Raw genomic sequence first — 23,125 nt, 5'->3', positions numbered from 1 at the left:
TTTGTTTGTTTGTTTGTTTGTTTGTTTGTTTGTTTGTTTGTTTGTTTGTTTGTTTGTTTGTTTGTTTGTTTGTTTGTTTGTTTGTTTGTTTGTTTGTTTGTTTGTTTGTTTGTTTGTTTGTCTGTTTGTTTGTTTGCTTGCTTGTTTGCTTGTTTGCTTGTTTGCTTGTTTACTTGTTTGCTTGTTAGTCTGTCTGCCTGTCTGTTTGTTAGTTTGTTGCTAGTGAGTTTAGAAGACTTCGGTTAACCCTTCACCACACCGAGTATAAATCCATCATATCCCTTGCTGCCTACGGTCTGTAGCGCAGTCGCATCGATTCGCGGTTCGGCGGCTAGCAGATCGGTGAACTGGCGAATTCCCTGAACCCGATTATCCCCGCTGTCTCCATTCACGACTTCACCGTCACGAACCACATTATCGGCAATGATAACTGCGCCCGGGCTGGCCAGCTTCAGCGCCCACTGCAAGTAATGGGGATTGTTCGGCTTGTCAGCATCTATGAAAATAAAGTCAAATGGCTCTACCCCTTGAGCCGCCAAAGCAGCCAGCGAGTCCAGTGCGGGTCCTTCGATAACCTGTACGTTGTCAGCTAATCCTGCCGCCCGCAGGTTATCCTCGGCTATTTGCACATGCAAGTGTTCAAACTCTAGTGAGACTAGCTTCCCCTCGACAGGTAACGCCCGAGCCAGCCAGATGGTGCTGTAACCGCCCAGCGTTCCGATCTCCAGAATACGCTTCGCTCCCTTGATACGGGCCAACAGATGCAGTAGTTTGCCCTGGTTCGGTGCAACGTCAATCGCGGGCAGACCTGCTCCTGAGTTGGCCGCCAGCACGGCGTCAAGCACGTGATCTTCAGCCAGTAGCTTGCTGTTAAAATAATTATCCACTTCGCTCCATCTCTGTGTTCTTTCCATCGTTTCATTCCTCCTCATAATCGTTGACTCAAATATTTGTCTTGTTCCTGATTACAGCTTATGATGAAAGAAATCATAAATCTAATATATGTTTTTAACCCCTTCATATATTTTAGTTATATAAGGAGTGGCAGACAGGATGAATATACATGCGCTCAGGCTGTTCTACTATGTTGCTGAGACGGGGAGCGTGACGAAGGCGGCCGCCAAACTCAGAATCAGCCAACCTGCAGTTACAAGTCAGATCAAGAAGTTCGAGAAGGACCTCGGACTCCCCCTGTTCACACCGAGCGGGCGAGGTGTATCCTTGACTCCCTTTGGCATGGAGCTGGCGAAGCAGGCCGGAAACTTTTTTACGTATGAGGAACAGATTGATGAATTCATTGAGGATTACCGGCAGGGCCGAATCGGCAAAATCCGCATTGCCGCAACGTATCTTCCGGCGAATTTCCTGATTCCCAGCTGGGCCGCCCGCTTCAAAGCCCGCTATGACCAGATTGAGGTCGTCATTACGACCACGAACTCACGGCAAGCTTTTGAACAGCTGAACCGGCACGAGGCGGATGTGGCCATTTATGGCGGCGGTTTGGAGGGCAGGCCGGAGAACATGGACTGGGTGGAGCTTTTTGAAGATGAGCTGTGGTTTGTAGTGTCTCCCTCCCATCCCTTTGCCAATCGTTCGGTGACCCTGGCTGAGATGATGAAGGAACCGTTTATCATGCGCGAAGAAGGAAGCTCTACGCGGGAGCGGTTATTTTCCCTGTGTAGGACCTATGATCTGAAGCCACCGCAGGTGGCGCTGCAATTCAACGGTCTCAACGAGGCGATCCGATCGGTGATGGCGGGATACGGGGCGAACTTCGTCTCCTCACTGGTCGTTCGTGAATACGTCGAGCGCGGCCTGCTGGCAAGGGTATGGGTGGAGGATATTCATCTCACTAACAATCTGGCGATCTGTACCCGCAGCAATGAGCAGCAGCCGGCGATTGTTCAGCAGTTCATAGAGATCTGCAAGCAATATCCTACAGAGGTTTAGATTACAGTGGCTTGACAACAAAGTTATAGCTTCTATATATTTTAGGAACTATAGGAATATTGCCAAATTGGAGTGGGCTTATGAGTGCAAAAACAAACAAGGACCAGGCCATCCATGCTGTTATGGATACCATGGCCAGTGTGCAGCGGAGTTCCCAGGCTTTTGTTGAAAAAATAATCCGACCGGAGTCGCTGACACAAAATCAAATCATGCTGCTGTTTCAGCTTCAACTAACTGGAAGCCTGAATATTACAGATATAGCGGAACGGTTCGTTATTACACCTGGAGCCGCTTCCTTCATGTGCAATAAGCTGGAAGACGATGGCCTGATTGAAAGAGTCCGTACCAAGGAAGACCGCAGAGTGGTCCATATTGTGATCACGGCTCTGGGAGAGCAGCGCGTCCGGCAGCTTTTTGACAGGTTTGATAAGGACGAACTTGAGCAAATCGCCGTAACGCTTCAAAAGGTCCAAAAGCTAATGAATGACATTGTAGATTAACTTCTCTGAGCCTGCTCAGATTAGATTTACAAGCAAAGCACTGCAGGGTGTGGCTTTAAGTCACAATGCAGTGCTTTTTGGCATGCTCACGGTCAAAATAATGTTATATTGAATATATATTATAATTGTTATATATTTTAATCATTAAAATAAAATCCTGCAGAGGTGGTGAACGGATAAAGTGAAAGATGACATGCCGTCTGAACCTGCATTCAGTCAGCTCCCGCTAAAGGTGAAGGGCTCACTCATACGAAGGGATGATATTGTGGAGGACTCTGTGGAAGTGCTGGGAGCCCTGACTGCTAGGGGAAGCATCACTACAACACGGTTAAAAATATCCGGAGAGTGCTCTGTTGCTAATGCCTGTGTTGCACGTCAAGTCAAGAATCTCGGAAGTTTACGAGTACGCAGTCTTCAAGCTGAGGAGATTCGTTCATCCGGTTATTTGTCTGCAACGCAGGGGACGGAGACGGGATTTTTTTATGCTGAGGGTGCAGTGCGGATGAAGATGTTGACAGCCAGAAACTCCATAGAAATCCGTCTGGGAAATGCGTGTTCCATTGATGAGATGAGCGCAGGCGGAGAAATATCGGTCCTTCTATCTTCCACACCTTTCAGCTTCCTGATGGGACCGTTGCGTAAAATGAACTGCTGTACCATTACAGGAACCACGATCAAGCTGGAACGGACCACTGCTAATCTGGTCTGCGGCGAGGATGTCACCATTGGGCCGGGCTGTATTATTCAAGAACTCCATTACAGTAAAAGTCTAACGGTAGATTCTAAATCAAAAGTTAAAAAGGTGGTATTCCTACCTGACAGGGAGGCAACGTGATGAACAGCAGTACCTATTCCAAAGCTAACCTTTTTAAACTTACGATTAAAAGTTTCCTAATCCTCTTCTGTGTTCCCATCCTCAGTGTTTGGACGGTGGGGAGCCTAATATGTGCAGCAATCTCTCTGATCGCTGCCCTGCTGGGGCTTTTCGGCTGGAACGGCATCGCTATGAACATCTCCCCGGGGCATGCCTTGCCTGGAATCCTCGGCTTTCCAGCGGGCTTGCTACTCGCTTTTCTGCTGGTCTTGTCTTCCTATTACACTCGGTGTTTCTTGAAAAAGTCCCTACAGTTTATTAAATCATGAGCTTAGGATTCCCCCTCCATTTCTTATCTCTTATATCTTTTCAGTACGTTTTATTTAGCTGTAAAAAAGGCCAACCAGCAAAATCGCTGATTGGCCTTCTTCTATAAAAAGATACTACTTACTCAACTAAACAGTCTGTAGCAGAGAGCACTAGGACTGTGGAACACCATACACTCCAAATTCCCATAACGAATATCCGTAAGGCAGACCACGCTTCGTACCTACCAGGCGTACATGCCGAGCCTGAACATCCTGTAATGAGAGCTTTTCCAGTCCGCCAACTCCGTTGTCCGTGGAGAACACGGTTTGCCAGTCTCCATCCCCCGGCTCCGCCGCGGTAGAGACTTCGATCCGGTAGCCTTTTGCGTATGCCCCTTCCCAGTTCAGTTCAATCCCGCTTAGAAGATAGATTGCCCCTAGATCCACTGCGATCCAGTGATTGTCACTGTGTTCCGATTCCCAGCGGGTACCTGGATCACCGTCAAAAGCCAAAGCTGCAGGAGTAAGAGCTGCAGATGAACTCGCCGTTTTGTGAAGCGCCACGTTCACGGCAGTCGAAGGCGCTGCCTTGAGCGTCTGAACGACAGTTGTATCGGCATAACCCGCCGCTGATACTTTAATCGTATAATCCTTGGCCTGAGTAAATACCGTAGGCTCAAATGAAAGGGTTCCTGCTGCAATCGTGTACCCTTGAGTCAGAGTGACACCATCTACTTTCACCGATGATACGGCTTCCCGCCAAGCAACATTGTCTGCAAAACTCACCGTAATGTGCTGACCGACAATATTGCCCAAGGAATCCGCCGTCAGAACCGGGGCCGTTTTCAATTCCGGCTGACCGGGGCCTTCCGGCCCTTCTGGTTCTCCGCTGCCATCACGGGTGCCATACACTTCAAATTCCCATAAAGAATATCCGTACGGTGTTCCGCGTGTAATTCCATACAGTCTGACATGACGCGCTTCCACACCGTTCAATGTGATTTCTTCCAGACCTCCGAGACCGTTTTCCTTGGTGTATACCTCTTTCCAGTCCCCTTCGCCGGGAACCGCCGCCGTAGAAGTCTGAATCCGGTATGCCTTGCCGAATGCACCTTCCCAGCTCAGTACGATACTCTCCAGTTTAGAGACAGCACCAAGATCAACCGCGATCCATTGCGGGTCCGTAGCATCAGACTCCCAGCGGGACTGCGCATTTCCGTCAAAAGCATTACTTGCCGGCTGCTTCGTACTGGAGGCTGTGGCTTGTTTATGAAGTGCCAAATTCTCTGCATCAGTCTTGATTTTCTGCACTACAGTGGCATCAGCATAGCTAGTAGCCGAGACTGTAATTGTATAGCTGCCCGCGCTGGAGAACAATCCAGCATTCAGCACTATTGCCCCGGCACTAACCGTGTATTGATCCTTGGCAACAACAACATTATTGATCTTCACCCCTTGGATGGCCTCCCGCCATACCGCGTTGTCCGCAAAACGGAGTGTAATTGGACGGCCAACTTTGTTATCTGTTGTATTTTCCGCGAGTACCGGCGAAGCCTTCACTTCCCTAATCGCCACATCGTCGATAAAAATACTATGCTCCTTGCCATTGGTCGTACCATCCACATTACCGAGCAGATAGATCAGCTTCAGCGTCGTTGCATTACCTGGAGTAATCGCAGCCTTATACACTGCTTCACGATCTCCGTTAATGTTGTAAGTAAGCTTATTCGCGCCTGCATAACCGTTCAGTTCAACAACAATCGGACGATCTAGTGTAGACCATGCTTTGAAGCTAAGTTCATAAGCCTTTCCGCCTTCCAGCTTGATCCCTTCCTGCATCAGTTGGGTTGACCAGCTAAAAGGAACTTTCCATTCGTTATCGTTGCCGCCGTCATAATGGATATCAACCTTGGAGACTCCGTCTACGACGTTCCAGTCAGACCAATCGGCAGCATTTTTCCATACATCCCAGTGGGCTTTTCCATTAGACATGGAGCCATTATAGACGAGATTGCCATCACTGCTGAATATGGATTGCTTTACTGTAGCTGGAGCGTACCCGTTCGCTTCTACCGTAATCGTATAAGTTCCATCCGTTTCAAAAAGCTCCGCTGCCAGCGTCAAACGGTCGCCCGAGACAGTATACTTGCTTGCAGGAACGACGCTCTCTCCAATCTTTACAGATTGAATTGCCTGGCTCCAAGCTTCAGCCCCCTTATAAGTGATCACTACTGGTTCGCCCACAACATTGCCGGTCCGGCTCGGTACCAGTGTCGGCGGACGTTTGACTGGCGCGTCCTTGATCTCGAACACAACGTTACTAATCACGATATCATGAATAGCAGACGGGCTGGACGAGGTCTTGCCCAGAATGAACTTCAACGCAACCAAATCATCTGATCCAGCTCTGAAGGTATACGCAAAATGCTTCGTTTCCGGAGTCAGATCAATCGGTCCGGTCTCAAAACGCCGGGTGTAGCCCGCATTCTCCAGCGATACCTCGATATTTCGGGCAACCGTGGAGCTCGCATCAAAGGACAGGACATATTCGAAGCCCTTCGACAGCGGCAAGCCCGATTGGTTCAGCATTACATTCCAGGCTTCGCCTCCGGGATTGGATACTGTGATTTTGGCCTTGCCACCTTCACCAGAGAACGTTGCTGCGCCGCCTTGAACGAATGGCTCCCAGCCTTCCAGACCGAGCGCGAAATCACCGTTGACCAGCGGGAACAGCTTCACGCCCGAGTAATCCACATTATTATTGGTCGTGCGGATAAGGCGGACATTGTCGAGGCTGATATTTCCCAGCTCCCCGCCAAGGCCAAAGGCCAGTATCGCTTCTATATCCGTTGTTCCAGCAGCCATCGTGAATTCCAGCGTGTAAGTCTTCATATCCGGTGTTAGTGTATAGCTCTGTTCAGCATAGACCGTACCGCCATCCTTACTAAGCAGTGAGGTCTTCAAGCGTCTATCCGCTGCTGATTTAGCATCAAAGGTCAGCTTATAGCTATCCCGCTGCAACAGATTGATCCCTTTCTGCGTGAGCTGGATATCATCTGGCCCCGAACCCGGTTTACTGATCGAGACCGCCAGTTCTTTAGTAGCAGGATCTACCGACGCCTCAGCAGAAGCATCATTCTTCGCTGCAAAATTCCAGAAAATCATCCGGTCCATCGTTCCAAGCTCGAAGCCGCCATTATAGACATGATCTCCATTGTCCAATGGCGCCTTAGGCGCATTCAGATCAACCAGCATTTCTGTCTCTTCCACCTTGACGTTGCCAATCCATACCGGAAGGGTGCTCTGCCCCATGTTGAATTCCAAGCGCGCCCCAAGATCCGTATTCTCCGTCATTTGGAAAATAAAGCTGTAGTTCTCCAGCTGCCCCTTCAGCGCCGCAGAGAACACATCCGAGTAGGCTGCCCATGCTCTATCCGCTCCACCGGACAGCTTGACGTTCAGGTTCCGGGCTGCGCCGGCCTTTGCATCGAAGCTCACTTTGTAATAGTGGCCGGAGACCAAAGAGACCTTCTGGATCATCTGTACCGAATAATCGTTGTTGCCCCCGGCGGTGATGTTCATCTTCGCGTAAGGTGTCCCATCGATGGTCTCGACACTTGCAGCCCCCGCCCCTCCTGTTCCGGTCACCGCGTTCCAATATACAGGATCAAGAGTATCATCAGGTGTAATCGCCTTGAATCCCTTCTCGTAGGCAGTATCGTATACATAGTTTCCGTTAATTGCTTTCTTGGCATTCTCCGGAATTGGCTCCTTGACCAGCTCAGGCTCCACCGGTGTCTTGTATTCACGTCCTGTCAGCTCATAGACACGGACATAATCCACTAGCATTTGTGCAGGCAGCTTCGAGGCAGGTGGTTCCAAACCACCGTCATAGTTGCCCCCAACAGCCAAATTGAGAATCATGTAATATGGCTCGTCGAACGGTGCCGGATAAGCATTTTTCTCCGGTTGTCCTGTGCTCCAGCTGTACCAGTTACTTTCCTTGAAGAAAAGGACGCCATCCACGTACCAGCGGATTTCTCCCGGCTCCCATTCAACCGCATAGGTGTGAAAATCCGTAAAGGATTCCCCCTCAGGGAAAGTATAATGTCCCCCGCTGGCCTTGTTGTTGGGACTACTCTTTCCATAGTGGAGAGTGCCGTCCACGACATTAGGAACTCGGCCGCGCGCTTCCATAATATCAATCTCACCGGAAGCCGCCCAAGTGCCGTACGCCTGATCCTTTGGCATCATCCAGAACGCCGGCCACAGTCCCTGGCCTTCCGGCAGCTTGATCCGGGCCTCGAATTTTCCATAAGCTTTGGTGAAAGTAGGATTGGTCCACAGCCGGCCCGAGGTGTAAGGCTTACCGCCAACATTCTGCTCCTTCGCCTCGATGACCAAATGACCATCCTTCACTTTAATGTTGTCCCTTTGATAATACTGTTTCTCATTGTTACCCCAGCCGTCCAGTCCGAACTCCTGGCCAGTTCCGTTCTGGTATGCCCATTTGCTCAAATCCACGCCGTTGGTATCCAGCTGTGTACCCGTGCCGGAAAATTCATCATTCCAGACCAGGCTCCATTCACTTTCTCCCACAATACTCTGGGTCACGGACACAGGCTCAAAGCCTGCCGCCTTAACAGTCACTGTGTATTCCCCTGTGTGCTCGAAGACACTGGCATTCAGTGTCAGCACCCCTGCTGTCAATGTGTACGCAGAATCTGGCAAACGGACGTTGTTCACTAACACCTCGGTGACGGCCGTTCTCCAGGCAGGTAGATCAGCAAAAGTAAGCTGAACCGGTGCTCCTGGCTGATTGGCTGATGCATCCGGGGACAGCACAGGTCCTTTAGGCAAGGAAATATCATTACCTTCCTGTGCTTTCTCCCCCGTTGCGGCCTTCGCTCCTTTGACCTCCAGGGTAATCGTATCCAAATAGACTTTATGTGCTGCAAGTTCTTCTCCATTAACTTTTCCAAGAAGGAACTTGAGGGCTCCAATACTGTTGCCCTTCATTGTGAACTCCAGGGTATAATGCTGAGTCGATGCATCTAATGCCACCTTTTCATTCAGAAAACGGACGTTGTCTGTACTTTCGACTACTGCTTCAATACTCCGCGGCAGTGTCGATCTCGCGAAGAAGGACAGCACGTAGGTTTTGCCTTTCTCGAGGGGTTTGTCACCCTGCATCAGCATAATGTCCCATGGATTAGCGCCCGTCTTATCAACGGTGATTTGGGCTGCATGCCCGCTGCCGTCAAAGTCGGCCTCTGAGGTGCCAGGATCATACTTGCCCTGCCAATGGGTATCCCATCCGTTCAATCCATCGGTGAATTCGCCGTTGTTCAGCAGGAAGGCTTTCGCCCGAGCGCCCTTCAGCTCTACTCTCACATTATCGACGAAGACTTCATGCTCTCCAGATACGGCCAGTCCCTCTACTTTTCCTAGCAGCATTTTAAAGGAGGCTATCAGATCTGCGGTAACCGGAAGCTCGTAAGTAAAGGTCTGCTTTTCCGGTGTCAGCCGCACCTTCTGATTGATATAGCGCTCATTAGCTGCGTCAACCACGATTTCAACGTCCCGGCTCTTGGTTGATCTTGCATCAACCGAGACGGTATAGGTGTTGCCTTTGCGCAGCGGGAAATCATTCTGCATCAGCATGACATCCCAAGGGTTATTGCCTTGGCCCGCGATATGGAATTTCAATTCTCCACCTTCCACGGAGAACTTCGTGACCTTATCCCAACCGTCATAACGTCCTTGCACATGCTCGTTCCAGCTCGCTGTACCATTGGAGAAATCGCCGTTTTTAAGCGGGAATTGCTCTTCCAGCGGCAGTTCGCCCATGTTGTTATTGGTCAGGCGTAGCACAGAGATATCATCCAACACAAGATTGCCGCTATTGCCGCCAAGCAGGAAAATCAACTGTCCTTCAGGATCGGTGACTTCCGGCATGTCGAAGGTTACTGTCTTCTCTGCCATCGTCTCTGTCAGAGAGACCTTCTCAGCTTCCAAGTAACTTCTCAATCCATCTTTACTGCGAACAGCCACCTGAATCTCACGCGGCACATCCGCTCTTCCTTTGAATGTGAGCTGGTACTTGTTCTCTGCGACAAGATTTATACCCGGTTGGCTCAGTGTAACCGCTTCCGGTTTATCGCCTCCACCCTTGATAGCTACAGACAACTCACGGGCTTCAGGATCTACTGATGCTGACGCTACGGCCTGATCAGCATTGAAATGCCAGTAAGTCATGCGATCCATACGTCCCAGATCAAAAGAACCGTTGTATACATGGTTGCCATCGGCCAGTGGCTCTTTAGCCTGATCAGGGTAGGCTTCAGGTGCTTCTGTCTCCACCAGCTTCACATTGCCGATCCAGACTGTGGATGGGCTGAGGCCCATATTCAATTCCAATCTCGCTAACGGATCTGAATCCTTATCCATCTGGAAAGTCATCTCATAAGGCTGTACTTCTGTGCCTAACTGAGCCTCCAGCACTCTGGAGTAACTGCTCCAGCCTCTGTCTGCCCCGCCGCTAAGCTTGGCGCTCAGAGCACGGCTGGAAGCGGCTTTGGCATCAAAGCTCAGCTTATACCATCTGCCTTTGCCCAGCGTAACATTCTGAATGAGCTGAACTGCATGCACGGCATTACCAGGTTTAGAAATCTCGATCTTGGCAAACTTGCTGCCATTCACAGTATCGGCGCTTATGGCACCGTCACCACCAAAGGTATCCATATGAACGAAATTCCAATACCGGGTATCCAGTTCTACCGAAGAATCCGGTACATTCGTAAACCCTTGCTCATAACCGGGGTCATACACGTAGCTTCCATTTATAGCAGACTTCGTACCTTCCGGTAGCGGCTCCAGGGCAACGCTCGGTTCAACCGGAGTCTTATACGGTCTTCCGGTCAAATCGTACGCGCGAACATAATCGACTACCATTTCCGCAGGAAGCTGAGAAGCATCCGGCTCCCGATTGCCGTCATATGTTCCACCTACAGCGAGGTTCATAATCATATAGAAATCCTGATCAAACGGGGCTGGGAAGGCGTATTTGGCTGGCATATTCTTGCCCCAGCTATCCCAATTGTTGAGGATCTGGTAGATCTCCCCGTCCACATACCAACGAATCTCACCCGGCTCCCATTCAACGGAATACGTGTGGAAATCCGTGATATCGGTTCCTTCGGCAAAATGATAGGCGGTTCCTGTTGCGCGGTTGTTCGGCCAGCCCTCACCGAAGTGGATCGTACCGTCAACCTCGCCCGGCAGGCGTCCTCTCACTTCCATGATATCCAGCTCACCGGAGGAAGCCCACGTCCCGTATTTGCTCTCGGTCGGTACCATCCAGAATGCCGGCCACAGACCTTGACCTTTCGGAAGCTTGATTCTGGCTTCAAATTTGCCATAAGTTTTATTGAAGGTGGGCTCAGTATACAGTCTGGCTGAAGTATAAGGCTTGCCCTCGAAGCTTTCCTTCTTGGCCTGAATTACCAGCTTGCCATCTGTTACTTTGACATTCTCTTTACGATAATATTGCTGCTCGTTATTGCCCCAATCCGTCAACCCATATTGCGAACCTGTGCCAAGCTGGTATGCCCATTTATCCAGATTCACTCCGTTGGTATCCAGATTGTTACCCTTGCCGTCAAATTCGTCACTCCAGGCGAGTGTCCAATCCTTCTCCTCGGAAGGATTCTTCAACACTTCCTGCACAACGCTGCTGTCGCTGTATCCGGCGGCTGATACAACAATCCTGTTCTCCCCAACACTAAAGGTATCGGCCTTAAATGCGATGCTGCCTGCTCCTACTTTGTAGTGTCCGGCATCCAGGGACACGCCATTAACAGTGATCCCGCTGATCGCACTACGCCATGCCGCTGAATCTGCAAAGCTCAATTCAATAGTTTGGCTTACGAAATTAAACGTCGTATCCGTTGCCAGTACAGGTGGCTCCGTCGTCGGCTGACTTGTCGGTGTTGCCGTCGGCTGACTTGTTGGCGCCGTCGTCGGCTGACTTGTCGGTGCTGTCGTCGGCTGACTTGTCGGCGCTGTCGTCGGCTGACTTGTCGGTGCTGCCGTCGGCTGACTTGTTGGCGCCGTCGTCGGCTGACTTGTTGGCGCTGCCGTCGGCTGACTTGTCGGTGCTGTCGTCGGCTGACTTGTCGGCGCTGTCGTCGGCTGACTTGTCGGCGCTGTCGTCGGCTGACTTGTCGGCGCTGTCGTCGGCTGACTTGTCGGCGCTGCCGTCGGCTGACTTGTTGGCGCTGTCGTCGGCTGACTTGTCGGCGCTGCCGTCGGCTGACTTGTTGGCGCTGTCGTCGGTTGACTTGTCGGGGACGGTGCCGGCGTACTTACCGGTCCCGAGGTTGGTTGGCTTGTCGGCGACGTACTCGGTACGACATTGCCGTGAATAACGGGAGGCTGCGAAGGAGCGCTACTGCTCTGAGCTGCTGCTGCTAACACGCCTTTATCCACTTTTACGCTGCTCTCAGTTGGCAGCGCAGTATTATTAAGGGTAACCGCTTGGGCGGCATTCCTGATCTCCAGGATCGTGCCTTCTGCATCGATCTCGTTGTTAGCCGCATCAGCAGCAATATTTAGTGACTGGATGACGGCGTCTTGCCCTACTTCAAGTCGATTGCCAGGCGTAAGAATGTCTACGTCCTCTACCTGGCTGCCTTCGGAAATAACAACGCGTACAGGACTCTTTTTCTCAATGGATACTTTCCCGAGCTTGGAATCCTTCAGATAGACACTGAACTGCCCTCCACCATTAATATGCACACTGCCCTTAACGGTGGAATGCTCCAGGATCAGATCGCCTTCCCCTACGCCAGGAGCTACATACAGATCCCCGGCGATGTCGGCTCCGGTTAGAGTCACACCCGGCACATTTACCACTACATTCCCAGAGCTCTTGATTCCGGGTACCTTGGCATTCTGCTTATTAACGATCTGACCCGCCAAGCGGTCCAGCAGCGTCACCGCCTCAGCACGGGTAATAACATTCTGGGGCCGCAGTGTATGATCACCGTATCCGCTTACATAACCACCGGCTAGGAGTCCGCTCACGGCTTCGCGTGCATAAGCGCTAACTGCTGTGCCATCTCCAAATCCGGCCAATACAGAATCGCCGCTGTGTGGAAGCTTAAATACCCCAGCCAGCATCCGGGCAAATTGCTCCCGGTTCACCTTCTGCTCCGGCTTGAAGCTTCCGTCCGGATAACCTGTGATATAGCCTGCCGCTTTGGCAGCGGATACCGTATCCGCATACCAGGCATTGTCCTTCACATCACTAAAGCTCCCGGACGAAGAAACCTTAAAACCAAACAGCTTGTTGACGAGTGACGCAGCCTCTGCCCGGGTTAAAGCTTCATCCGGTCGCAGGGTGCCATCCGGGTATCCATGAATCAACCCTTTTTCTACCCATGAAGCCAGCGTTCCTTCGGCCCAATGGGCTACGGAAGCGGTTTCGTTTTTGGCTGCAAAAGCAGCCGGAAGATTGCTGAAAACCATCAGGAAACATAGTACCAGTGAGATCCCTTTTTTACGCAATTCCTGTAAGCCTCCTTTTGTCTTTGAATGATACCGCTTTCAATGTCTTCTAAACTGGACTGCACAGATTCTTTCCTCCGCGCTGTCGTCTCGCACTGCTGCGCCCGATCCAAGCGGCTGAATAATTCTATGCTAGCGTATACTGCCATAGGATTCCATTACACAAAATAACGAAAGCTATACAATATTAACGGTTTTAAGTATTTATATCTGCAAAAAACCTGCAGTCCCCTATTATAGGAGAAGGCAGGCGGAGAACGTATCCTACTTATGATCCCCATGCAGCTTGTGGAATTCCCCGCTTCTGCGGAATGCCTTGGGGGTCATGCCGGTGTACTTCCGGAACAGCTGGGTATAATAGCTTTGGCTACAGAATTTGAACATGAATGAAATCTCGGAAATCGACTGATTGCTGTGGGCTAAAATGGACTTGGACTCTTCGATTTTACGACGGTTGACAAACTCCGTGATTCCCATCCCAGTTTCCCGCTTGAAGCGGTCTGATAAGTAGCTTGGATGCACACTCACATGGCGAGCGATCATTCCGAGAGTCAGGTCCTGAAACAGATGCTCACGGATGAAATACACGGACAGATTCACAATATGCGAATAGTGAAGGGTCTCTTTTTCTCTTTTCATAACAGCAATAAACTGCAATACCATCTCGTATTCAAAACGTAGCAGCCACTCGATCTCCGTTGCCATCTCAATATCACGGATCAGTGTATCACTTAATTGAAAAGCGGTCTCCGGGTCCACACCACCACGGATAATCGCTCTCGTGAACAACGTACATGAAGCGATCATGGCATTCTTCTTCGAACGGAGCGGATAACGGGCCAGCTTGGCCGCTTCCAGCGCATTAATCTTTCGCAGCGCCTCCAGCGCCCCGTTCTCATTCCCTACACGGATGGCTTCCAGCAGCTCATGCTCATAATCCAGCGGAGGATGAACAAAACCCTGGTTAAGGTTCTCGGAACGGGTGGATAAATAGGACGGCAAAGGGGTTGCTTTCTCCTGTCTTGTCATACTTCTACCCCCACCTTAAAATTTTGATAAAAAGTTAAATATATTAGTATAATCTTAGACTTTCCCGCCTTAAAATTCAATCCATAACCACCAAGGGAGGACTTAAAAAGCATGAGCTGGAACATTTCCAATCAGGGATTAACCGCAGAGACACTGCTTAATTTAGAAAGTATTTTCGCGCTGGGCAACGGGTATCTGGGGGTTCGCGGGAATTTTGAGGAAGGGTATGCCGATACTGGAATTCAAAGCATTCGTGGCACATACCTGAACGCCTTCCATGATGTTATTGACATTCCATATGGCGAGAAACTGTACGCTTTCCCGGGCACGCAGCAGAAGCTGGTGAACATTATCGATGCACAGGGCATCAACATATATATCGGTGACGAGGATGAAGCTTTCTCATTAACCGAAGGCAGCATTGTGAGTTATGAGCGCAGCCTGCATATGGACAAAGGCTATTCAGAGCGCAAAGTCCACTTCAGAACACCTTCCGGCAAAGAACTGAAGCTTCATTTCCGCAGACTGGTCTCCTTCACGCACAAGGAACTGTTCGCGATTAACCTCACGCTGGAACCAGTAAACTTTACAGGGGCAATCAAGATTGTATCCCGAGTGAACGGGGATGTCAGCAATTACAGTAACCCTAATGATCCGCGGGTCGCTGCCGGACACAGCAAACGGTTGTCTGTAGTCGGCTGCGGTATTCAGGGTGAGTACCTGCATGTCGAGAACGCCACTATGACTTCTGGTCTGCGCACGGCCTGCGTTACCCGGCACGAATGGGACGGATCTTGGACAGTTGAGGCACAGAGCAACGATCTGGCAGGCGAAGTAACAGCCACGGCTCAGCTCACGGGTCCACTGCAACTGACCAAATGGAATGTATATACCGATACCCTTCGTCATTCGGACGCTCTTGTTGAGACTGGAATCGCTCTGCAAGAAGGCCTTAAAGCTCTCACGTTTACGAATTTGCTGGAACAACAGCATCAATATCTGCAAGACTTCTGGAAGACTTCTGATATTGTGATTGAGAACGACGCCCAGCTTCAGGAGGGTATTCGTTTCAACCTGTATCAGCTTCTGCAATCCGCGGGACGCGATCCGCACAGCAATATTTCTGCCAAAGGTCTATCCGGTGAAGGATACGAGGGCCACTATTTCTGGGATACGGAAATTTACATGTTGCCTGTCTTCTTAATGACCTCTCCTGACCTGGCTCGTCAACTGCTGCTATACCGTTATTCCAAGCTGGAGCAAGCTCGTGATCGTGCTAAGGAAATGGGACACTCCAAGGGCGCATTGTTCCCGTGGCGGACGATTTCCGGCACAGAATGCTCGTCGTTCTTCCCGTCCGGAACCGCTCAATATCATATCAGCGCCGACGTTGCCTATAGCTACATTCAATATTATCTGGCTGAACAGGATAACGCCTTCCTGCTGGAATACGGCGCTGAAGTATTGTTCGAAACCGCCCGCTTGTGGATGGAAATTGGCCATTACCATGAAGGCAAATTCCACCTTGACGAAGTTACTGGACCAGATGAATACACTTGCCTCGTGAATAACAACTATTATACGAACGTGATGGCTAAGCATAACCTGAAATGGGCGGCACGCAGTTTCGAAATCCTTCATTCGCATGATGAGACAGGCTTCCGAGCGCTGACTGAACGTCTTGGTGTGACAGCTGAAGAAGTTGCAGAATGGAGTCAAGCTGCCGAAGCCATGCTGCTGCCGTTCGATGAGAAATTGGGTATCAACCCGCAGGACGACACTTTCTTGCGTAAAGCTGTTTGGGACTTCGAAAATACTCCAAAAGAGAAGCACCCGCTGCTGCTGCACTACCATCCGCTCACACTGTATCGCTACCAAGTGTGCAAGCAGGCCGATACCGTGTTAGCCCACTTCTTACTGGAAGATGAGCAAAGCGACGAAACGATCCGTCGTTCTTATGATTACTACGAGAAAATCACAACCCATGATTCCTCGTTGTCATCCTGTATTTTCAGCATCATGGCCTCCAAGATCGGCTATCACGAGAAAGCCTATGAGTATTTCATCGAGACTGCCCGTCTGGATCTCGACAATACACACGGCAATACCAAAGACGGTCTGCACCTAGCCAACATGGGCGGCACCTGGATGGCGATTGTCTATGGCTTTGCCGGCACCCGCTTAAAAGAAAGCGGATTGTCGCTTGCACCTTCCATCCCGTCCGGATGGGAAAAATACGCATTCCGCCTGACCTTCCGCGGACGTCTGATTGCGGTAACCATCACTACCGGAAACGTGAAATTGGAACTGCTGGAGGGAGAAGCGCTGTCGCTGAATCTGTACGGACAGTCGATAGAGCTGGACAGCTCGAAGCCGGTGGTTCAACCTTTGAAAGGTTAATAACCATCTCAGCCGTTCCTCCGCTCTGCCAGTCTAGGCAGCAGCCTACAGCTTAAGGGGCTGTCCCATAACAAGGCATGAGCCTTGTTATGGCCCCACCTGTTAAAAAATCATGCAAAAAAAACAGAAAATGGCGGCTCAGGAGTATTCCTGAACCCGCCATTTTCTGTTTTCCGCCCACGACTGCACTCTTGAACAAATGATGAGCAAGCGATAACCGCCCGGCCTTCAGGCGTGTAGAAGCAATTAAAGGCCAAGTGGAAATCCTATAGTCACTGAATAACTGGAAATACTACCGTTAATTGTTCAGAAATCGCACATTTCGCAAAAATAACTGGAAAAACTCCTGTTATTCACTTGGTTTGGACTCTATTTTCACCGAAATGGAAGGATTAACTGGAAAAATTCCCTTTAATCCGAGAAAAACACTTAAAGAGACAGCGTTAACGGTATATTTTCCAGCTAAATCACGCACCGCAACATATTTTTAACTATATAAGACGAACAAAAGAAATTAACAAAAACCGAAGATGAGTGAACGGGTAAGGTTGGACTTGTAGGCACAAAACGCTCGCTTGAAAGCTTTCCATAGGAAAGCTAGCACCGGAACATAGATTGTCGTCGGATTTCAACTACTAGAAGCGGTATATTCCCCTTCACCAATCGTCTTAAGAGTGAAAAAGAGGGGCCACCTCTCCAACTAAGAGCATTTTTGTACCTTATTTTTCATTATTATAGTCAATTTAGTCAAATAAGGGCATTATTGTATCTTATTTTCCGAAAAAGCACGCTGGACGGGGGCTGGAAGATTTAAGGTACAATATTGCACCTAATCTCCAATAACCCCTAGCTGCAGAGGATTTAAGGTACGAAAATGCCGTTAATTACACTTCGATCCTTCCTTCTTATATAAGCTCTCTTTTCGCTTGGCTATGTTTTGTTTTTTTAATGTGTTCTAAATAGCATGAAAAAGCCCTCTTTGCCGTTACTGGTGTTGCACCTGTACCGTAAGGAGAGCTCTCCGTTTAAGATCAATGCCGTTTCATGGATTTTTGTTTCATCCTATCCACTTGAAAGGGCCGTTAACTTTTCGAATAGCCCCTCTAGGTACAGTCCCCCTTAAAGGTATCTCAGAGTCAGTGGAACAGGTTATTTTGCAACCTTCACTTTGGAGTACTGCCCTACTCTCTTTTACAGAACTGCTCGATTAATTCTAGATTATCATTCACGTGAATGATCTTGTCCTTATAATTACACTGGGCAATAAAGTGAGGTAGCTTCTTCAGATTGTATTCTCTGTTCCACGTTATAAGCCTCTGAACATCCTCTAGCGTCTCGCGTTTCTTACCAGGAACACTCCCAAAAATCCGCTCCTCATATCTCTTCCAAATTCTCGATTCTTGAACAGACAAGGGAGGCATCAGAACAACGATCTGGTCTGCAGCGGACAAACTTGGCTCTACCCATGATCTGTATACGCCCTCAATAATCCATGAGTCTTGGCTGACAATTTCTCTTAGCCTGTGATCTCGTTCAACCTCTGAAGCTTTTACCCCATAATCTGCGGATTCGTTATCCCAAAACAAATCGTCCAAATCATAGTGCGGAATATGGAGCTTTTGACTTAATAGCGAGGCTATATAGGATTTCCCGCTTCCTGAACCGCCGATAATATGGATTTTTATGATAATCGCCCCTATGTTATCGAGTAAAACTAACCGCCCACCTCAATACAATTCAGGCTCTTCTTCCACTACTTCATTATTCGCCTTCACCCGCTCTTCGTACAGGTATCCCCATTCTTTCATCATAAGGAGCATTGGCTCTAGCGTCCGCCCGAACTCCGTTAACGAATATTCCACCTTGGGTGGAACTTGATTATAGACCTTTCTTGATATGAGACCTTCCCGCTCCAGCTCCCTTAATTGCAAAGTAAGTGTATGGTGGGTTACTTGCGGATAAATCTTGCGAATCTCATTGAAACGCTTGGTCCCGCCGAGCAGAGAATATATAATGACGCCTTTCCATTTACCACCAATTACGCCTAGGGTGGTTTCAACCGGACAGCGTGTACTTGAGGAGCTTATCACAATATTCATCCCTTCTATAGTATCTAACTGGATACTTGGTATGCTATTTTTGCGTACTTTTTGTATATAACTTATTAAACTATACTAAAATAGTACAGCGCAATTCCATAAGAAAAGAAAGGATTGTTCCCATATGCAAAACTCAAAATCCATGCGAGCTGTTGGATATTATGAGTATTTACCAATTACACATCCAGATAGTCTGTTAGACCTCGAAATTCCTGTCCCTACACCGCAAGGCCATGATTTGCTTATCCGAATCGAAGCCATCGCTGTCAATCCTGCCGATACAGTTGTACGTCAATACAATCCAGCGACTGAAGGTCCTTATATTCTCGGATGGGACGCGTCAGGCGTCGTCGTTGAAGTGGGTCCTGAATGTACACTCTTCAAGCCAGGAGATGAAGTCTTCTATGCGGGTAGTGTGATTAGACCTGGAAACAATAGTGAATTTCATTTGGTGGATGAACGAATTGTAGGCCGAAAGCCAAAGACGCTCGGCTTCGCGGAAGCTGCTTCATTGCCACTAACGACGATTACCGCTTGGGAGAGTTTGTTTGATCGTCTGGGGATTCCACATAATCCCGAAATCAACCGAAATAAATCCATTCTTATCATCGGAGCTGCCGGAGGCGTGGGCTCTATCGCAGTTCAACTTGCCAAGCTGGCAGGACTCACTGTCATTGGCACAGCATCACGTCCAGAATCCGCAGAGTGGGTCAAAGAGCTTGGAGCCGAGATTGTGATTAATCATTACGAGGACTTCCTGCCCCAATTGCAGCAGCACGGATTGGATACCGTTGACTATATCTTTTGCCTGAACAAAGTAGACTGGAACCGTTTAACTCAGGTCATTGTTCCGCAGGGAAAAATCTGTTTTATCATTGATAATGATCCGCCTGTTGAACTGGGTCAATTTTTAGGCAAAAGCGTTACAGTGGTCTGGGAGAATATGTTCACTCGCTCCACTTTTCAAACGAAAGATATTACCGAACAGCATCATTTATTAAATCAGATGGCTGAGTTGATCGACGAAGGAAAAATCCGGACTACAGTCACCGAGCGACTGTCCCCGATCAATGCCGCGAATCTCAAGCTCGCTCATGCCAAAATGGAATCAAGAGTAGCTATTGGCAAGATTGTGCTAGAGCATTTTTAAAATAAAACACATGAGAAAGTCGACCGACGACCTAATTCGCCAGGCCGGCTTTTCACTTTCATTTTAGAAAAAAGGTTAGTACTACTCCCCCATCGGGCTTCATCCCCTCTTTCCTATCTGGATAACTTTTCTTCCCACAGGACAAGCTAATCCATAACCACTTTCACAGTTCGACAAAATCCGCATTTTATGCTTGACAGAAATCTAAAATTTAAATATAGTAAGCCCATCGGAATTAACCAACTGACTAATCAGTCGGGTTGAGAGGAGCGATGGAATCTGCCTGCTGTAGAGGAACAAGATCAGGATCGCCGCCAGCAACTGATGGCCGCGGCACTAGACTTATTTGCCCGTAAGGGATATCACGGAACCAAAATTTCTGATGTGGTTAAGGCCACCGGAGTGTCGCAAGGCACGTTTTACTGGCATTTTAAAAGTAAGGAACAACTCACGCTGGAGCTGATTGAAGATGGCAAAGAAAAGCTGATTCAGGTCATCCAGCAAGGTTACCGCAAGCATGCGGGTACGGTAGATGACATGGTGGGCTCATCTGCACGACTGCTTACAGATTTGTTCACTTTTGCACACCAGAACCGGGATTTGATGGCGCTGTTGCTTATGAAAGGCCAGGGCGCGGATCAACCGATCCGGGAAGCCGTCTCTCAAACTTGGGTTGCCTTTGAAGCAGCGTTCAAGAGTAATATCGAGCGGGCCGTAGAGCTGGGTATGTTGCCTGAAACAAACAACCTGGCACTGCGAGCTAACATTCTTGTCTGTTTAATTACCGGGGTGCTATCCAAGTGGCTGTTCGGGCCAATGCACGACGTTGATTACCAATCACCCTACTCCCCCGCTGCCATAGCCGAAGAAACCGCTAAATTCGAATTCCGGGGTTTGCTCGGATAACTTATAGCAAGATCGTGTATAACAACATCAAAGAGTGCCAAGGAGGCCATTGTAATGACAATCAAACTAAACAAGTTTTTAAAATCTGCTTCACTGCTGAGCGTGCTTGTGATCGCACTTGCAGGCTGCGGAACCAACAACACAGCGACGCCAGCTGCTACAGATGCCAATGCCGGCAACAAACCAGCTGAAACAGCAACCGCCGACAACTCACTTGAGCAGATCAAGAAAGCAGGCAAAATCAGAATCGGACTCATGGGCACCTATGCCCCATACAACTTCCTCAATGACAAGCATGAGATCGACGGCTTCGATGCGGACGTTGCCAAAGCTGTAGCCAAACGCATTGGCGTTGAAGCTGAATTCATCACTGGCGAATTTTCCGGGCTGATCGAAGGATTGCAAAAGGACAAATACGACGCGCTCGTTAGCCAAGTAACCATCACAGATGACCGCAAAAAGACGATGGACTTCTCTACCCCTTACATCAAGAATGCCGTCAACGTAATCGTCAAAAGCGACAACACAACCATCAAAAGTCTTGAAGACTTCAAAGGTAAAAAGATCGGTGTCGGACTCGGCACGAACGATGAGAAATATTTGCGCGATGAAGCCATGCCGAAAGTCGGCAAGTTTGAAATTGCTACGTACAACGATGTGATCACCTCGCTCAAGGATCTGAACGTTGGCCGCATCGACGCTACAATCAATAACACTTTTGCCATCCAGCCACTGGTTGAGAAAAATCACTTCAACGTCAAGGCGGTCGGTGAGCCGATTAAAGAGGACTTTGCGGGTATCGCGATTCGCAAGAACAATCCGGAGCTGCTGGATGCCATCAATAAAGCGCTGGATGAAATGAAGACGGACGGGACGTTCAAAGAGATTTTCCAAAAATGGTTTAAAGTCGACCCTAACATCTAATTAGTGTGAACGTGGAGGATGTACGGCATGGAACTGGTGTTACAGAACTTCCAATTTCTATTGACAGGCGCGTATTATACGCTGCTGATCACAATCGTCTCAATGTTCTTCGGCTTGATTATTGGGTTGCTCCTCGCCCTAGCCCGTCTCAAAGGAAATTGGCTGCTTAGCGGTCTGGCCAAAGGCTACGTGTCCATCGTTCGCGGCACCCCGATTCTGGTTCAGATTTTCATTATCTATTTCGGACTCCCCGACTACGGGATTACACTCGGGCCGCTCACTGCGGCCTTTATTTCACTCAGCATCAACATTGGTGCTTACTTGTCCGAGACCTTCCGTGGTGCGATTCTATCTGTACCTAAGGGACAGACGGAAGCTGCGCAGTCACTGGGCTTAACGTCTTGGCAAACGATGCGGCGGGTTATATTGCCACAGGCAGCCCGGGTGGCTATCCCACCGATGGGCAACACGTTTATTGGGATGCTGAAGGAGACATCGCTGGTGTCCGTCGTGACGGTAACCGAGCTTCTGCGCTCCGCACAACTGTTAATTGCACAGTATTATGTAGCTATGCCGTTTTATATCGCTATTGCTATTATGTATTGGGTGATGAGTGTGTTCTTTTCATTCATTTTGAACCGTATCGAAAACCGTTTATCAAAAGCTTATTAAGGGCGTGTGATGTTCATGATCGAGGTTAAGCAACTCGGCAAAAGCTTCGGCGATCTCGTCGTATTTCGCGATATCCATCTACATATTCATCCCCGCGAAATCGTGGTGCTGGTCGGTCCCAGCGGCTCCGGGAAAAGCACACTGCTGCGCTGTCTGAACGGACTGGAGGAACCGGACGCGGGATCGGTTGTGATCGGAGATGCGTCATGGGACTTCTCGATGGATGTGAGCAGCAAGAAGCAAGCGATCCGGAAAATTCGCACTTCCACAGGTATGGTGTTCCAGTCGTTCAACCTGTTCCCCCATATGACTGTCCTGGAGAACGTCATTATGGCTCCGACGATTGTCAAAAAAATGAGCCGCACAGAGGCCGTCGAAATCGGAGAAGCGCTGCTGGCCAAAGTAGGGCTGCTTAACAAAAGGGATGAGTACCCTTCCCGTCTGTCCGGCGGACAGCAGCAGCGGGTTGCGATTGCCCGGGCACTCGCTATGCAGCCAGAAATCATGCTGTTCGACGAGCCGACATCCGCACTGGACCCGGAACTAACGGGCGAAGTGCTGGCCGTTATGAAGCAGTTAGCAGAGGAAGGCATGACAATGATCGTCGTCACTCATGAGATGAAGTTCGCACGGGAAGTGGCGAACCGGGTTATTTTTATGAGCGATGGTGTGATTCAGGAAGAAAGTACGCCAGAGCAATTTTTCAAACAGCCAAAGACAGAACGGGCACGCAAATTCTTGCGTCAGATCGAAGGCGTGCCAGACATAGAGTATCAAGTTTGATTCAAGGGAGTGAACAATGG

General features: G+C 49.3%; 14 protein-coding genes. 10 read left to right on the top strand and 4 right to left on the bottom strand.

The window, feature by feature from the left end; genetic code table 11:
• Positions 1 to 242: 242 nt before the first annotated feature.
• Complete coding sequence (locus HPT30_RS25220) at positions 243 to 914, bottom strand: O-methyltransferase (protein WP_175374037.1); 672 nt, start codon at positions 912 to 914, stop codon at positions 243 to 245.
• A 139-nt stretch (positions 915 to 1,053) separates the two neighbouring features.
• Between HPT30_RS25220 and HPT30_RS25215 the strand changes: the two genes are divergently transcribed.
• The 4 genes from HPT30_RS25215 to HPT30_RS25200 all read left to right on the top strand — a co-directional run bounded on the left by HPT30_RS25215 (position 1,054) and on the right by HPT30_RS25200 (position 3,593).
• The gene (locus HPT30_RS25215) at positions 1,054 to 1,950 is read left to right on the top strand and encodes a LysR family transcriptional regulator (protein ID WP_175374036.1); all 897 of its coding nucleotides are present in this window, start codon (positions 1,054 to 1,056) and stop codon (positions 1,948 to 1,950) included.
• 80 nt (positions 1,951 to 2,030) lie between these two features.
• A complete protein-coding gene (locus tag HPT30_RS25210) occupies positions 2,031 to 2,450 on the top strand; it encodes a MarR family winged helix-turn-helix transcriptional regulator (RefSeq protein ID WP_175374035.1) in 420 nt (139 codons plus the stop codon).
• A 181-nt stretch (positions 2,451 to 2,631) separates the two neighbouring features.
• Positions 2,632 to 3,285 (top strand): hypothetical protein, encoded by a 654-nt coding sequence (locus tag HPT30_RS25205; protein WP_175374034.1) that lies wholly within the window; start codon positions 2,632 to 2,634, stop codon positions 3,283 to 3,285.
• On the top strand, positions 3,285 to 3,593 hold the full coding sequence (locus tag HPT30_RS25200) for a hypothetical protein (RefSeq protein ID WP_175374033.1): 309 nt from the start codon (positions 3,285 to 3,287) through the stop codon (positions 3,591 to 3,593). The genes HPT30_RS25205 and HPT30_RS25200 overlap by 1 nt, the downstream gene beginning before the upstream one ends.
• Positions 3,594 to 3,743: 150 nt before the next feature.
• Here HPT30_RS25200 and HPT30_RS25195 read toward each other — a convergent pair whose 3' ends face one another.
• Positions 3,744 to 13,142, bottom strand: a complete 9,399-nt coding sequence (locus HPT30_RS25195) for a hemoblobin-interacting domain-containing protein (protein WP_175374032.1) — start codon at positions 13,140 to 13,142, stop codon at positions 3,744 to 3,746.
• A 264-nt stretch (positions 13,143 to 13,406) separates the two neighbouring features.
• Complete coding sequence (locus HPT30_RS25190; protein ID WP_175374031.1) at positions 13,407 to 14,171, bottom strand: helix-turn-helix transcriptional regulator; 765 nt, start codon at positions 14,169 to 14,171, stop codon at positions 13,407 to 13,409.
• 111 nt (positions 14,172 to 14,282) lie between these two features.
• Between HPT30_RS25190 and HPT30_RS25185 the strand changes: the two genes are divergently transcribed.
• A complete protein-coding gene (locus HPT30_RS25185; RefSeq protein ID WP_175374030.1) occupies positions 14,283 to 16,571 on the top strand; it encodes a glycoside hydrolase family 65 protein in 2,289 nt (762 codons plus the stop codon).
• Positions 16,572 to 18,298: 1,727 nt separating this feature from the next.
• Here the strand turns inward: HPT30_RS25185 and HPT30_RS25180 are convergent.
• Positions 18,299 to 18,670: a winged helix-turn-helix transcriptional regulator gene (locus HPT30_RS25180; protein WP_175374029.1), complete on the bottom strand. Its 372-nt coding sequence runs from the start codon at positions 18,668 to 18,670 to the stop codon at positions 18,299 to 18,301.
• Between the two features lie 124 nt (positions 18,671 to 18,794).
• Between HPT30_RS25180 and HPT30_RS25175 the strand changes: the two genes are divergently transcribed.
• The 5 genes from HPT30_RS25175 to HPT30_RS25155 all read left to right on the top strand — a co-directional run bounded on the left by HPT30_RS25175 (position 18,795) and on the right by HPT30_RS25155 (position 23,105).
• Entirely contained in the window at positions 18,795 to 19,820 is a 1,026-nt protein-coding gene (locus HPT30_RS25175) for a zinc-binding alcohol dehydrogenase family protein (RefSeq protein WP_175374028.1), read from the top strand.
• Positions 19,821 to 20,144: 324 nt separating this feature from the next.
• The gene (locus HPT30_RS25170; protein WP_175374027.1) at positions 20,145 to 20,726 is read left to right on the top strand and encodes a TetR/AcrR family transcriptional regulator; all 582 of its coding nucleotides are present in this window, start codon (positions 20,145 to 20,147) and stop codon (positions 20,724 to 20,726) included.
• A 54-nt stretch (positions 20,727 to 20,780) separates the two neighbouring features.
• Positions 20,781 to 21,650: a transporter substrate-binding domain-containing protein gene (locus HPT30_RS25165; RefSeq protein WP_175374026.1), complete on the top strand. Its 870-nt coding sequence runs from the start codon at positions 20,781 to 20,783 to the stop codon at positions 21,648 to 21,650.
• A gap of 27 nt (positions 21,651 to 21,677) precedes the next feature.
• On the top strand, positions 21,678 to 22,322 hold the full coding sequence (locus HPT30_RS25160) for an amino acid ABC transporter permease (RefSeq protein WP_175374025.1): 645 nt from the start codon (positions 21,678 to 21,680) through the stop codon (positions 22,320 to 22,322).
• 15 nt (positions 22,323 to 22,337) lie between these two features.
• On the top strand, positions 22,338 to 23,105 hold the full coding sequence (locus HPT30_RS25155) for an amino acid ABC transporter ATP-binding protein (RefSeq protein ID WP_175374024.1): 768 nt from the start codon (positions 22,338 to 22,340) through the stop codon (positions 23,103 to 23,105).
• Positions 23,106 to 23,125: the final 20 nt, after the last annotated feature.

The organism is Paenibacillus agri (genome assembly GCF_013359945.1).
GTDB lineage: Bacteria > Bacillota > Bacilli > Paenibacillales > Paenibacillaceae > Paenibacillus_AQ > Paenibacillus_AQ agri.
The sequence above is the reverse complement of the archived record's forward strand: the minus strand, read 5'-3'. Positions and strand labels throughout refer to the sequence as shown.

Excerpts from the sequence above, each read along its gene's own strand:
- HPT30_RS25220 (WP_175374037.1), bottom strand. The coding sequence starts at position 914 with ATGGAAAGAACACAGAGATGGAGCGAAGTGGATAATTATTTTAACAGC.
- HPT30_RS25215 (WP_175374036.1), top strand. The coding sequence starts at position 1,054 with ATGAATATACATGCGCTCAGGCTGTTCTACTATGTTGCTGAGACGGGG.
- HPT30_RS25210 (WP_175374035.1), top strand. The coding sequence starts at position 2,031 with ATGAGTGCAAAAACAAACAAGGACCAGGCCATCCATGCTGTTATGGAT.
- HPT30_RS25200 (WP_175374033.1), top strand. The coding sequence starts at position 3,285 with ATGAACAGCAGTACCTATTCCAAAGCTAACCTTTTTAAACTTACGATT.
- HPT30_RS25190 (WP_175374031.1), bottom strand. The coding sequence starts at position 14,171 with ATGACAAGACAGGAGAAAGCAACCCCTTTGCCGTCCTATTTATCCACC.
- HPT30_RS25185 (WP_175374030.1), top strand. The coding sequence starts at position 14,283 with ATGAGCTGGAACATTTCCAATCAGGGATTAACCGCAGAGACACTGCTT.
- HPT30_RS25180 (WP_175374029.1), bottom strand. The coding sequence starts at position 18,670 with ATGAATATTGTGATAAGCTCCTCAAGTACACGCTGTCCGGTTGAAACC.
- HPT30_RS25175 (WP_175374028.1), top strand. The coding sequence starts at position 18,795 with ATGCAAAACTCAAAATCCATGCGAGCTGTTGGATATTATGAGTATTTA.
- HPT30_RS25170 (WP_175374027.1), top strand. The coding sequence starts at position 20,145 with ATGGCCGCGGCACTAGACTTATTTGCCCGTAAGGGATATCACGGAACC.
- HPT30_RS25165 (WP_175374026.1), top strand. The coding sequence starts at position 20,781 with ATGACAATCAAACTAAACAAGTTTTTAAAATCTGCTTCACTGCTGAGC.
- HPT30_RS25160 (WP_175374025.1), top strand. The coding sequence starts at position 21,678 with ATGGAACTGGTGTTACAGAACTTCCAATTTCTATTGACAGGCGCGTAT.
- HPT30_RS25155 (WP_175374024.1), top strand. The coding sequence starts at position 22,338 with ATGATCGAGGTTAAGCAACTCGGCAAAAGCTTCGGCGATCTCGTCGTA.